We start from the raw sequence: 12,450 nt of genomic DNA, 5'->3' as shown, positions 1-12,450 counted from the left end.
CTTGTAGTTACTCTTCCTCCATATAATCCCTCACTCTATCCTGCAACTGGGGTACAACCCTATCTGAGTCAAGAAACTCCTCAATGCTCATCAGTTTGTAGCCCTGTCCTTCATCACCAAAGACAATACTATCAAACTGTTCCTGCCTTAACTTACCAACTAGAAAGACGGATTCCTTCCCCTCAAAAAGCATACTTGGGTACACCTTACTCCAAAGCAGACAATCCTCAGTCAGATGAATGCCTAGTTCTTCATAAACTTCACGCGCCGCGCACTCAAAGGGACTTTCATCACCCTCTCGTCCGCCACCTGGCAATTCCCAGGTATTAGGGTATGGAATGTTTGATTTGTCATCACGTAAGATAGTTAAGAGCTTATCTCCACAAAACAAAGCAATTTTGCAACCTGTAAAATCAGAAATTTCTATTTCCATATCATACTCCTAGTATCTCGGATAAGGATAAAACTCCCCCTCTTCCAAGCCGACTTTTCCTTCTTCAAATACTTCTTGGTTCCATTCCATGACAAACTCCTCTGCTTCTGAGTCTTCCAAAAAGTCCATGAGCGTATCCAGCCCAACCTCTGCAGTGTCTTTGAGGAATAGAGCAAAATAGTTTAAAAATTCACGAGAAAATCCTTTCTTTGGCAGATAAGGTATAACTGTCAAATAGTCTTCCTCATTGACAGTTGACTTAGCAGGGTTGTAAAAGAGTACCGCTTCTTCAAAGAGAATGTCGTCTGACGAAACTTCTCCGTCCTCATCCACCATCTCTACACCAGCAGCATTTTGCGCTTCTAGAAGAAAACTCACTTCAACCGCGTGGTTGCGCTTATCCCAGCTAATCTCATAGTCAAAGGGAAAGTTCTTGTCCAACTCTTCCTGTAAAACATCTAAAAATCCGTATGTTGCCATTTTGTCCTCTTTCTATGCGATTCTTTAATCGCCCCGATTGCTCGGAAATATGCTAAAATAGATACTACCATCTTACCACATATACATCAGAAAATCCATGTTAGAAAGGACTGCTATGCCAGACAATCTCGCGCTTCGCATGCGCCCAAAAACCATAGACCAGGTCATCGGTCAGGAGCATCTGGTCGGACCTGGAAAAATTATCCGTCGCATGGTGGAAGCCAATCGTCTGTCCTCCATGATTCTCTACGGACCTCCAGGAATCGGCAAGACCAGTATCGCCTCAGCCATCGCTGGAACCACCAAGTATGCCTTTCGGACCTTTAATGCGACTGTTGATAGTAAGAAACGACTGCAAGAAATCGCTGAAGAGGCTAAATTTTCTGGTGGACTAGTTCTGCTACTGGACGAGATTCACCGACTAGATAAAACCAAGCAAGACTTTCTACTTCCCCTCTTGGAAAGTGGTCTGATCATCATGATTGGTGCGACGACTGAAAATCCTTTCTTTTCTGTAACTCCAGCCATTCGTAGCCGTGTTCAGATTTTTGAGTTAGAACCCTTGTCTAATCAAGATGTTAAAGAGGCGATTCAAATTGCTCTAACCGACCCTGAGCGTGGTTTTGATTTCCCAGTTGAGCTAGATGAGGAGGCTCTGGATTTCATCGCGACCTCTACAAATGGAGACCTGCGTTCTGCCTTTAATTCACTAGATTTGGCTGTTCTCTCTACTCCCGAGAATAACAAGGGTATCCGCCATATCACACTGGATATCATGGAAAATAGCCTGCAGAGGAGTTATATTACCATGGATAAGGATGGGGACGGTCACTACGATGTCCTCTCAGCCCTACAAAAGTCCATTCGTGGCTCGGATGTCGATGCCAGTCTCCACTATGCTGCCCGCTTGATTGAGGCTGGGGATCTTCCTAGTCTCGCTCGTCGCTTGACCGTTATCGCTTATGAAGATATCGGTTTGGCCAATCCTGAAGCTCAGATCCATACTGTAACTGCTCTAGATGCTGCTCAAAAGATTGGATTCCCCGAAGCTCGCATTCTCATTGCCAATGTCGTGATTGACTTGGCCCTTTCTCCAAAATCCAACTCAGCCTATGTGGCGATGGACAAGGCCCTCGCTGATCTCAAAACATCAGGGCATTTGCCCATTCCACGACATCTGCGTGACGGACATTATAGTGGTAGCAAGGAATTGGGCAACGCTCAAAACTATCTCTACCCCCATAGCTATCCTGGACACTGGGTCAAACAAGATTACTTGCCAGAAAAAATTCGAGATCATCACTACTTCTCTCCAGAAGATACTGGCAAGTACGAACGGGCCTTAGCTCAACGCAAGGAAACCATTGATAAATTAAGAAACTTGTGAAATCCCTTGCAAAAAAAATAATTTTTCCTCTTGAATTTTTTTAAAAAAGTGGTATCATATAAATATAGAAACGCTGTGGTGTACGACTTCACACTTAAGTGTTGACCGACTATTTTTTGTATTATTAGGGAAACAAAAGTCTTCTAACAGCATGTAGGCCGTCTCACACGGAAACAGCTTCAGTTAGAGCGAGTTGCCCACCTGCTTAATTGCGCGGGTTCAATACAAACCGTGAAGTTTCGGCACCAATACAGCTTTTTTCTTTGCCTCCTTAGCTCAGCTGGCAGAGCAGCGGACTCTTAATCCGTGGGTCACAGGTTCGATCCCTGTAGGGGGCATCTAAATCAACAGGAAAAAGCCTTGAGTTCCAAGGCTTTTTTGCTTATCTATAACTGATTTGCCTCATCATTTGCCCCACTTTTAAATCTATCTTTTCTTTTTGAACCAAATTACATCTTAACAAATAGTGTAAAGCCAGTTACTTTTGCTTTGATGCCATACAATATTTTCATGTAGAGAAGACAAATTTTATCTTCTCTTTTTATTTTCAAAATAATAAAAACTGATTTTCTTTTCATAAATCAGACTGAAACTTCCAAATTTTCCATTTTGTTTATTGACATTTCCTCTAAAAAGGTGTATAATATTTTTATTATCAAACTATACTATACTATATAGGGGGTATTGAAATGAAATTTTCTAATCGTTTACTGCTATTCCTTGCAGGAGTTGTTTTTGTCCTTTTAGGACTTTTCCTATTTACAAACCCAGTAGCTAATCTTGTTGCTTACAGCTGGTGGATTGCATTTGGTTTACTGGTTTCTTCTATAGCAGCTATTTTAGGCTATTTCTCTGTACCAAAAGAGCTTCGCTCACCAGCTCATCTTTTCCAAGGGATTGTTAATCTTCTCTTAGCTCTTTACCTCGTTGCCTATGGCTTTGTGACGCTGCCAGTTGTCATTCCAACTATTTTAGGAATTTGGTTAATTGTAGAAGCCATTATAGTTTTCTTTAAAGGCAATCGTTTGGGATTGATTTTCCCTATTATTGGCAACCATATCATGTGGATAGCGTTGCTTGCATTTTTACTAGGTCTAGTGATTTTGTTCAATCCAGTAGCTACAAGTGTCTTTGTCGTTTATGTCGTTGCCTTTGCATTTTTAATTGTTGGTTTCACCTATATCCTTGATGCCTTTCGTAAATAATCTAGCTGCCATTTTGGGCATATTAAAATAGCTGGGAAGTTACATTCTCAGCTTTTTCTGTTGCCTCCTTAGCTCAGTTGGTAGAGCAGTAGACTCTTAAGCTATGGGGCGCAGGTTCGAGCCCTGCAGGGGGCACATCTAAATCAACAGAAATAAGCCTTGAAACCAAGGCTTTTTTTAACGTCTAATAGCTTTTTGTAGAAAAGTATTTAAAAATAAAAGAGAAGAGAATCTCTCACTCTCTTCTCAGTATATCTTATTAAATTTAGTTTTTCTTAATCTACCTGATTTTCCTTTGCAACGACAAATTCTTTAACCAGTCGATAGATAACAGCAAATACGGGTGTAAAGAATATCATCCCAAGTAAGCCAAAGAGATTGCCTCCAATACTAGCAGCCGCAAGCGTGAAAATAGCTGGCAAACCAATAGACTGACCTACAACTCTAGGATAAATAAGGTTTCCTTCAATCAGCTGTATAACTTGATATAGAAGAAGAGAAAGTAAGGCTTGAGTAGGACTCACTGTGAAGATAAAAATCGCTCCCACAACACAAGCAATCATAGGCCCTACATAAGGAATGAAAGACAGTACTCCTGCAAAGATACCTGTCATTACCCCATAAGGTAGTCCAAACAGGCTGTAGCCAACCGCTATCATAACTCCTATGATGACTGCTTCAATCAGCTGACTCATCAAAAATTGGTCATAAGTCTCTAGTGCTACTTGTCCAATGTAAGTTAACTTTGTCACCACTTTCTCTGGAAATATAACTTTTAGAAGTCTACTCGTCATCGCTGCCAGATGTTCCTTACTGGATAAAAATAAAAAGGTAAATACTATAATCAGAAAGGCATTCATCAAACTTGAAAAAATATTGCCGATATTACTAGTCAGACCTGATAAAAAACCTATCAAAGCTTGGCTAATAGAACTAGATTGTCCCTGTATGCCTGATACGATAGTTGACAACATGTCTTTGGTTACAAATTCCGAGCTGCCTAGCAATTTCCCAAGTTGAGTAAGGACTGTTGAAAGGACTGTTCCCAGCTGACTAATAGTCTGGGCTAGGGTTGGCAGCACCAAAACCAAAAGAGCAATCACGATTAAGATAAGAGCTAGGAAAACAAGTACCATGGCAATCGGACGACGCAACTCTGCCTTTACCTTCAATTTAACTAAGTACTGTTCAATTTTTTTCATAGGAACATTAAGCACAAAAGCAATAACAGCACCATAAATCAAGGTTGATATTACATCAAAGAGAGAGATTGCTCCTGATATAAAGCTCGATGCATTCAGAATTACAAGAGCAACCAGCCCTATAAAAAGGATTAACGGAGTATATTTTTTAACTAAGTTCATAAATTCTCCTTAATAAACATGTTTAGATACGACTATACTATTTGGTTTTTCAAACTCTCGATTAAGGTAGGCTTGGTAAGTTCCTGGAGCGATAAATCCTTTGGGTGAGAGGATATCGGTGCCAGCCTGACCGACTATGGTATCAGCCAAGAGCACACAGTTTGTAGATAAGACAAAGTAGGATTTAAACTTAGATTTGATAAATTTATAAAGTTCCCCATCTGTCTCATGTCTGATTTTATAAGCGTAGGTGTAGTCTTCCTTACCATCACCTGTCATGATTTTATCTGCACTTGGCTCCCATGGAATCGTCAGTTGTTTCAATTCAGCCAACTTTTTCTGAACTGCTTTTTCCATTTCAGGCGTCAAATCTATCCCATAACCAAAAAGCGTTTTTTGACTCTCACGTTTACATAGGTCAATGTACTTGTCACGATCACAGAAATATAAGACACCATCTCCTACCATGCCAAATAAGGTCTCAGAAGACGGATCATAGTTGCCATAAGAAATAACACGGCCTTGATAGCAGATATCCACATGACCAATTGCCGAAAACAGGGAGGTCTCAGCTGTATGAACAAAAATTTCTAGCTCTGCTGTCTTACCAGACTTCACTATTCCAAGATGGATATCTTCTTCCTCATCAGCATTTTCCAGCATAAATTTGTTAACTTTTGCTAAAGTTCTTGCAGGGATGAGAGCGGCTAGGACAATAGGTAAGCTAATTCTAATACGACGTTTGAGATGGTTTTTCCCAATTTCCCCTTCAAATAAGAAACCGTCACGGATATTGGACAGACCATAAAGGAAAAAATAAGCCCCTAATACAAAGAGTTGAAAGACAGAATTTCCTGTAGAGGACAAAAGACTAGCTCCACCAAGAAAAACTAGTAGAATACCATCTAGTAAGAGACGAAAACGAGGTCGAATTTTGTTTTTGCGGTAGAGAACATAGGTGACAAGGTTAATACTAGCATGAAAAATCTGATAAACTCCAATCACAAGAGCCAGAACATAAATCGGTATATCAGTCGCAAGATTAGAACCTAGCAAATATCCCAGCACTAACAATTTAACCAGTGCAACTCCCAAGGTATCCGTTGACTGGCTTTTTTTGAAAACTCTTAATAGCAAATCTACGACCGTTGCTATCCAAGCTAAAAACAGAACCAGGCGAATAACTGTTACTGGCAACCAAGTCCCCGTGACCATCAAGATGAGACCTAGCAGAACAAACAAGAACCCCTGAGCAAGTAATTTCTTACCTGTCAGACCTAAAGATAGAATTTTCGCCATATAAAAACCTTTCAACAATAAAAATTAAACACTCCGATTAAACTGACTAGTAAATAGCCAACACTACAAACAGCCTGTGCCAGCAACATATGGTGACTAGAAATGACTGTAATAATGTCACCATCTTGTCTTATGCACTTCTAAAATTTGTTATATTGATTAGAAACCAGAGCTTATAAAAACTAGCTAAACTCGAGAGATAGACACAATTGCGACGAAAAAATGTATAACCAATTCAACTTGTTAAGGTAAGAAAGCATTATTTCCAATCTATTAATTATTCATCTATTACCTATTATGACACAATATTCCCTATAGTTCAACTTTTTACTTGTTTTTATATTACACGGACTAAAAAGTTTTCAACAGTTGATTGCATTTGTTTTAATAAGTTTTAACCTTTCTTGGTTAGATAAAAAAAGAACCATACAGTTTAGAATCTGTATGGTTTTTGCCCCACTTTTGTCCCATTTTTAAATCATGACATTGAAAATACCTAAAATCACTTATATTTCAATATTTTTAATTGCTCTCAATATGAAAGTCCTTTCCAAATCCCTGTAGGGGGCATCTAAATACAACAGGAAAAAGCCTTGATTTACTAGGCTTTTTTGTGTAGTCTTAGCACTAAAAAACGATAGAAAAAACACCCCTTCTGAACTGCACCCCAAAAGTTAGACAGAAAAAACCTAACTTTTGTGGCGCAGTTCATTCGCGTCACATGAAGTTATTTAAGCATCTCCCTTTTTTTATTACCATTTTCTATTATAATAAATTGTACTTCTAAAATAGAAAGGTCTTAAGATGACAACTCTTATTAAACATAAACGTGTAGAATTTTCAGAACTTTTTTATGACCTAGTTTTTGTTTTTGCAATTTCAAAAGTAACTACTTTAATTGACCATCTTCATAACGGTATTTTGACTTGGAATTCTTTCCTTGATTTTTTCATTGCTACTTTGTTTCTCATCGATTCCTGGATGATTCAAACCGATTATACCAATCGCTATGGAAAGAACTCTTTATTTAACATAGTAATCATGTTTATCAAAATGGGAATTTTACTCTTTATAGCCAATATGATTGGACCTGATTGGCAACAATATTTTCATTATCTCTGTTGGGCTATTGGTACATTAACCCTTACCTTATTTTTTCAATATTTGGTTGAATTTTTTAGAAAATCAACCGATGATGCTAATCGGGAAAGTATCAAAGGTTTTCTATGGATAACAGGTCTAGGAAGTTTAGGATTCTATCTAGCAGCTCTTCTTCCTATTTACCTTAGAGTCTATATCTTATTTGCTAGTATTCTGCTAACATTTATTATGCCAAGTATCTTGCTTAATAAAGATAAGCATTACCAGGTAAATCTCCCCCATTTAATCGAGCGCATCTCCCTTCTTGTCATTATTACGTTTGGAGAGATGATTACGGAGCTAGCTAACTTCTTTACAATCGAGAATTTCTCGATTTATTCGGTTCTTTATTTCATTATTATGATTTCTCTGTTCTTGTTTTATTTTGGTCAATTCGACCATGCTATTGATGAAAAATCTAATCAAAAGGGACTATTTCTAATTTACAGTCACTATCCTATTTTCATTGGACTTCTTATGATGACCGTTTCGATGAGTTTTCTTCTGAATCCTGAAGCTAATCGTCTCTTTGCAACCAGCTTCTCTTATATCGGATTTGGCCTCTTTCAAGCTGCTGTCCTAGTAAATGGGCCCCATAACAAACACTATCTTCGCTATTCGAAAAGTTACTACTGTGTCCAAGCGACACTCTATCTGGCTGCCTTGATTCTCTCTTTAATCTTTGCTTCTAATCCTATAATAGTAGTGAGTATAACAACCATTTTAGCTCTACCTATAGCCATTCATTTTATTTATTTTTATATGACACAGAATAAAAAATATTCCAAATCTAACTGGGGATTATTTTAATGAGTTTATAACATTAAAAAGCTTTGGGAACCAAGGCTTTTTTTTCATTAATTTGTTTTTCTATTTTATCCTCCAATTTGATCTCGCACTGACATTTGTTTATAACAAAACTATATATCTAGAATAGCATAAACATTAGGTATTATAGGTTTTCAAACCAAATACGAGTCATTCGTTTTTGCCCCACTTTTGCCACGTTTTTAAAGCCTGACATTGAAAACACCTAGAAGTATTTCCCTAAAATCAGCTATATTTCAACATTTTTGTTTATTTTCAATATGAACCTGGTTTTATTGTAGCAAGAGACAAATCTCCACTAGAACTCTTAATTGAAAATAAGGACTTATTAGATTAAAAAAAGCGAGGATAACCTCGCTTTTCTATTGTAAAATCTTATTCTTCAGTTCTTCCAGTTGCCTCGTTCGGTCATTCAATTTTAATTCAAAAACTTAAAAATCCAAAGCAATGATTATCCATTCATCAATGAAGTTCCAGAAATTTAAATTTCCTTTAGGAAGCTCTTTAGTGGACCAAAGATAAGCTCCATTTTCTATATTCTTCGTCAAATCCAAAACGATATAGGTTCCCATCCCGTTACTGAAAAAGTTGTAGCAAGAGGTCAAATCCATCTCCAGCTGGTCTTCATATTCCCATTCAAAATCAGCCATGGAATCGATATTTTCAGTGCTATCCAAACCCATTGTTTTACTCGGATAGTAATAAAAGCCATTATGAACTTTTGTGTAAAAGTCTACAATTGTTTTATCTATATTTTCAACTGGACAATCAAATTTTTCACCAAGATTTGATTCAGATAGTGGGTTTTTCCCTTCGTAAAAAGCTAGCTTTTTCGTCTTGTAACTAAGAACCGTATATAAAATAGAATACTCTTCTCCAATTCTCATCAACTCAATATCAGTCAGATATGTTTGTAGATAAAGAATAGTATTGCTCAATTCCCTTGCAAGATATTTCTGCCATTCTCCTAAAACAACTGATTTTCTATCTTCCAAAGTATCGGCTAGAAATGCTGCTTTCCAATATTCTGGAATCGGTGCATTTACAATTGTTGATTTATCAGTTATAAATTCTACTTTATTTTTAGATGATAACGTGTAACGATTTAAAAATGCAATTTTATCATTCATCTGTTGAACCATTTTATCCTCCGATTTGATCTCGCACTGATATTTATTGATAACAACACTATATATCTAGTATAGCATAATCATTAGGTATTATAGGTTTTCAAACCAAATGTGAGTCAATCGTTTTTGCCCCACTTTTGCCGCGTTTTGAAATAATCACATTCAAAATTATTCCAAGTATCTTCCAAAAATCGTTTATATTTCAACATTTTTGGTTAGTTTCAAGATGAAGATTTCTTAAAAATGCTTGCAGGACATCTAAATACAACAGGAAAAGCCTTGGAATCAAGGCTTTTTTATTATTCTTAGTTACTCGTCTAATCGAATAAACATCATTGCGTTAAGCAAAGAGATGAGAGCGACTGTATTGACATTATTGGAATAGATCAGTCTCTTATTTTCAATCGGCGGAATAATAAAATTAGAAATAATGATGTCGTAAGGTGATTCTTTTAGAGCATCAAGGGATAACTCTAATTCACTCCAAACTTCCAGTTCAAAATTGTTACTGCAATAGTAAGCAAGTGTCTCAGCTACTGATTTTGCATGATACTGATCAAAATTACTCATGACCAAAACCTTTAATTTCGGTTGATTTTGTAAAAGATTTAGCACCAAGTGTTTGCTGTGAGTGATAAACGTATAGGTCAAATGATTGACCTTCATTGAACTACGATCCATATCCAAAGCCTCTAGATAGTGTTCAATCCCTTCCTTCACCTCTGAAACAAAGCGAGGGAAAATATTTTGAAAGTTCTTGATTGTATTACCTTTTTGATCAAATAGGATAAACTCTGTCGATAATTCCTGACGATGCAGATGTGCTGTATTATGCAGATGCCAAATCAGATTGTCCTTATTGTCTACTTGGAGATTATACTCTCTTGATACCTGATCTACTAGTTCGCCCAATAACTGATACGATTTTTTTACATAGCTGTCTGTTTTTGCATGGTTCAGAAACACTTCTTCATCTATGAAAAACATTTTTGAAAATAGGATACAAACAGTTGACCTATCACTTCTTTATTCAGAGAGATATGATATTCAGAATCAAAGCTCGCTACAATCTCGTTGATTCCTTCTGCCTGCATAAACGATTCCAACAATTGATTGTTAAAAGAGTCTCTCTCAACTTCCATGAAATGACCAAACTTTATGCGATATAAATTTGTAACCAGAAGTAATTTTAACATTCTATGAGTTGATAAATTCATCGGGAAAGAAGTTGCTTTATAGACTAATTCCAATAATTGAGACAAGGGTTCTTGAGAAAAATCTTCAAAGGGCCATTCAAGGAAATAATATTTCTCTGAAAAATACTGGGCAAAAAAGTAACGGATATCAATCTCATTTCCAGTGATTCGAACTGGATTGAGGCTAATTTCAAAACGATATTGTTTCTTAATAATTTTATTAATGTGACTGATGATACGGTAAAGAGAGGAAGAACTGATATAAAACTCTTTGCAAATACTATCAGTATCACATCCTTCATTAAAGAAGACGAATTCTAAAATTGAAAAGTGGGTTGAATGCTTAAAAAAATGATGATAGACCATCTCAATATCACTATCGTCAGTATTTATGATACGGATGCCATTTGTTGAGGAATGAAATATCAAGTCAGGAAAAGAAGACCTGATATGGGACAAGTCATCTTTTACAGAACGTTCTGTACAGTGCAATAATTCTGCTAGTTCTGAAATATGAAACCAGCGTTTGTTTTCAAATAGTAATTCTAATAATTCTAATTGTCTGTGACTTTTTTTCGATAATAAATCTCTCATGAACAGCTTTTCTCTCTTTGTAATAAACTAAAGGATTGTCTTTCAATCTTCATGCAATTATACCATATAGAGTGGATTTATCCTCTTAAAACGACTTTTGCTTGTCATCAAAAGACTAGTCTAATCACTTAGAAACTCAGTAGCACCAAGATTTTCTTATTTATTTGTACCTAAGGTGTATTTTTATAATACGTAATTCAAGACAAATTATTACCTTTCCATATTTAAATGTTATATAATAAATGATATCAAAGAAAATTATTTTCTGAAAATGATTCTTTGATTTAGAAATAGAAAAGGAGGATACACTATGTTGTGGTCCATTATTGTTGGAGGTCTTATTGGTCTCATCGCAGGTGCAATCACTAAAAAAGGTGGTTCAATGGGATTGATTGCGAATATCATTGCAGGTCTTGTCGGTTCGTCTGTAGGGCAATCACTTCTAGGAAGCTGGGGACCTTCATTGGCTGGAATGGCTATTATTCCGTCAATCGTAGGTGCAGTGATCGTTGTTGCAGTCGTTTCATTTCTATTTGGTAAAAAATAAGCATTACCTAATAAGAAATTAAAAGTGATAAGCCATAATTTTGAATACTGTAGACGGGTAAAATTATGGTTTAAAGCTTTTCAATTGAAAGGATTTAATATGTCAAAATCAAAGAAAATATTGTTACTTATTTTCTGTATCTTAATCTTGACTATTTTCCTTCCTATTCTCATAGATTATCATCAGGTCAGTGATTTAGGGATCCACTTATTCAGTTGGAGAGAACTCTACGCTGAATTCCTGATTGCTAGATATGTCTTTTGGGGGACACTTGTCCTATCTGTTTTAGTTTTAATTTCAATGTTAGTGATACTCTTTTATCCTAAACAATATCTAGAGATTCAATTAGAAACTCAAGAAGATACATTAAAACTAAAAAATTCAGCTATCGAAGGCTTTGTTCGATGTTTGGTCATTGATCATCAGTTGATGAAAGAACCGACGGTCCATGTAAATAGCCGCAAAAATAAATGTTTCGTTACTGTTGAAGGGAAAATTCTTCCTTCAGACAACATCTCAAATCGATGCCTTGTCATTCAGAATGAAATAACTCATGGATTAAAGCAGTTCTTTGGTATTGAACGTGAGGTAAAACTTGAAGTTAAAGTTAAAGAAGTTGAACCTCGAAAAACGACCAAAAAGACTGTTAGTCGTGTAAAGTAAGGAAGTAAAAATGGAATGGTTTAAAAAATACCAGTATCCAATCATTGCAGGTTTAGTAGGTGTCATTCTCGCTTGCTTTATCTTATCCTTTGGCTTTTTCAAAACACTATTTGTACTAATTTGTGGAGCCTTAGGAGCATTTGCTGGATACTATGTTAAGGAAAAATATTTAAATAAATAAAGG

11 protein-coding genes, 2 tRNA genes and 1 pseudogene are annotated in these 12,450 nt (G+C 36.4%); 8 read left to right on the top strand and 6 right to left on the bottom strand.

Translation table 11 applies throughout. The features are described 5' to 3' along the window. Positions 1 to 7: 7 nt before the first annotated feature. Positions 8 to 433, bottom strand: coding sequence for an NUDIX hydrolase (locus MK395_RS01155; RefSeq protein WP_049478435.1), 426 nt, complete (start codon positions 431 to 433; stop codon positions 8 to 10). Between the two features lie 9 nt (positions 434 to 442). Beyond that, positions 443 to 913 carry a DUF3013 family protein gene (locus tag MK395_RS01150; RefSeq protein WP_070657344.1) on the bottom strand — a complete coding sequence of 157 codons (471 nt, stop codon included), beginning with the start codon at positions 911 to 913 and terminating at the stop codon, positions 443 to 445. Between the two features lie 115 nt (positions 914 to 1,028). On the opposite strand from MK395_RS01150, the gene MK395_RS01145 reads away from it, so the two are divergent. The 4 genes from MK395_RS01145 to MK395_RS01130 all read left to right on the top strand — a co-directional run bounded on the left by MK395_RS01145 (position 1,029) and on the right by MK395_RS01130 (position 3,640). Then, on the top strand, positions 1,029 to 2,300 hold the full coding sequence (locus MK395_RS01145; protein WP_070657342.1) for a replication-associated recombination protein A: 1,272 nt from the start codon (positions 1,029 to 1,031) through the stop codon (positions 2,298 to 2,300). Between the two features lie 265 nt (positions 2,301 to 2,565). After that, a tRNA-Lys gene (locus MK395_RS01140) sits at positions 2,566 to 2,638 on the top strand. A 351-nt stretch (positions 2,639 to 2,989) separates the two neighbouring features. Further along, a complete protein-coding gene (locus MK395_RS01135; RefSeq protein ID WP_000672740.1) occupies positions 2,990 to 3,505 on the top strand; it encodes a DUF308 domain-containing protein in 516 nt (171 codons plus the stop codon). A 62-nt stretch (positions 3,506 to 3,567) separates the two neighbouring features. Continuing rightward, a tRNA-Lys gene (locus MK395_RS01130) sits at positions 3,568 to 3,640 on the top strand. Positions 3,641 to 3,780: 140 nt separating this feature from the next. Here MK395_RS01130 and MK395_RS01125 read toward each other — a convergent pair. Both MK395_RS01125 and MK395_RS01120 read right to left on the bottom strand, forming a co-directional pair. Then, on the bottom strand, positions 3,781 to 4,869 hold the full coding sequence (locus tag MK395_RS01125; protein WP_268711093.1) for an AI-2E family transporter: 1,089 nt from the start codon (positions 4,867 to 4,869) through the stop codon (positions 3,781 to 3,783). A 9-nt stretch (positions 4,870 to 4,878) separates the two neighbouring features. Then, entirely contained in the window at positions 4,879 to 6,168 is a 1,290-nt protein-coding gene (locus MK395_RS01120) for a DUF308 domain-containing protein (RefSeq protein WP_268711092.1), read from the bottom strand. Positions 6,169 to 6,972: 804 nt separating this feature from the next. Here MK395_RS01120 and MK395_RS01115 point away from each other — a divergent pair. Further along, complete coding sequence (locus MK395_RS01115; protein WP_268711091.1) at positions 6,973 to 8,118, top strand: low temperature requirement protein A; 1,146 nt, start codon at positions 6,973 to 6,975, stop codon at positions 8,116 to 8,118. Between the two features lie 449 nt (positions 8,119 to 8,567). Here the strand turns inward: MK395_RS01115 and MK395_RS01110 are convergent, their stop codons facing one another. Both MK395_RS01110 and MK395_RS01105 read right to left on the bottom strand, forming a co-directional pair. Then, a complete protein-coding gene (locus MK395_RS01110) occupies positions 8,568 to 9,278 on the bottom strand; it encodes a hypothetical protein (protein ID WP_000250595.1) in 711 nt (236 codons plus the stop codon). A gap of 297 nt (positions 9,279 to 9,575) precedes the next feature. Then, positions 9,576 to 11,056, bottom strand: a pseudogene (locus MK395_RS01105) (M protein trans-acting positive regulator PRD domain-containing protein). A gap of 310 nt (positions 11,057 to 11,366) precedes the next feature. Between MK395_RS01105 and MK395_RS01100 the strand changes: the two are divergent. From MK395_RS01100 to MK395_RS01090, 3 genes are all read left to right on the top strand, one after another. Next, positions 11,367 to 11,603 carry a GlsB/YeaQ/YmgE family stress response membrane protein gene (locus tag MK395_RS01100; RefSeq protein WP_049500538.1) on the top strand — a complete coding sequence of 79 codons (237 nt, stop codon included), beginning with the start codon at positions 11,367 to 11,369 and terminating at the stop codon, positions 11,601 to 11,603. A 99-nt stretch (positions 11,604 to 11,702) separates the two neighbouring features. Next, positions 11,703 to 12,266, top strand: a complete 564-nt coding sequence (gene amaP, locus MK395_RS01095; RefSeq protein WP_000045619.1) for an alkaline shock response membrane anchor protein AmaP — start codon at positions 11,703 to 11,705, stop codon at positions 12,264 to 12,266. A gap of 10 nt (positions 12,267 to 12,276) precedes the next feature. Next, positions 12,277 to 12,447 carry a DUF2273 domain-containing protein gene (locus MK395_RS01090; RefSeq protein WP_000454669.1) on the top strand — a complete coding sequence of 57 codons (171 nt, stop codon included), beginning with the start codon at positions 12,277 to 12,279 and terminating at the stop codon, positions 12,445 to 12,447. The last annotated feature ends 3 nt before the right edge of the window (positions 12,448 to 12,450 follow it).

It is taken from the genome of Streptococcus oralis (assembly GCF_026782085.1).
In the GTDB taxonomy this organism is placed as follows: Bacteria; Bacillota; Bacilli; order Lactobacillales; family Streptococcaceae; genus Streptococcus; species Streptococcus oralis_DA.
This window is presented reverse-complemented; position numbering and strand designations above follow the sequence as displayed.

Excerpts from the sequence above, each read along its gene's own strand:
- MK395_RS01110 (WP_000250595.1), bottom strand. The coding sequence starts at position 9,278 with ATGGTTCAACAGATGAATGATAAAATTGCATTTTTAAATCGTTACACG.
- MK395_RS01115 (WP_268711091.1), top strand. The coding sequence starts at position 6,973 with ATGACAACTCTTATTAAACATAAACGTGTAGAATTTTCAGAACTTTTT.
- MK395_RS01150 (WP_070657344.1), bottom strand. The coding sequence starts at position 913 with ATGGCAACATACGGATTTTTAGATGTTTTACAGGAAGAGTTGGACAAG.
- amaP (WP_000045619.1), top strand. The coding sequence starts at position 11,703 with ATGTCAAAATCAAAGAAAATATTGTTACTTATTTTCTGTATCTTAATC.
- MK395_RS01090 (WP_000454669.1), top strand. The coding sequence starts at position 12,277 with ATGGAATGGTTTAAAAAATACCAGTATCCAATCATTGCAGGTTTAGTA.
- MK395_RS01100 (WP_049500538.1), top strand. The coding sequence starts at position 11,367 with ATGTTGTGGTCCATTATTGTTGGAGGTCTTATTGGTCTCATCGCAGGT.
- MK395_RS01155 (WP_049478435.1), bottom strand. The coding sequence starts at position 433 with ATGGAAATAGAAATTTCTGATTTTACAGGTTGCAAAATTGCTTTGTTT.
- MK395_RS01145 (WP_070657342.1), top strand. The coding sequence starts at position 1,029 with ATGCCAGACAATCTCGCGCTTCGCATGCGCCCAAAAACCATAGACCAG.
- MK395_RS01125 (WP_268711093.1), bottom strand. The coding sequence starts at position 4,869 with ATGAACTTAGTTAAAAAATATACTCCGTTAATCCTTTTTATAGGGCTG.
- MK395_RS01135 (WP_000672740.1), top strand. The coding sequence starts at position 2,990 with ATGAAATTTTCTAATCGTTTACTGCTATTCCTTGCAGGAGTTGTTTTT.
- MK395_RS01120 (WP_268711092.1), bottom strand. The coding sequence starts at position 6,168 with ATGGCGAAAATTCTATCTTTAGGTCTGACAGGTAAGAAATTACTTGCT.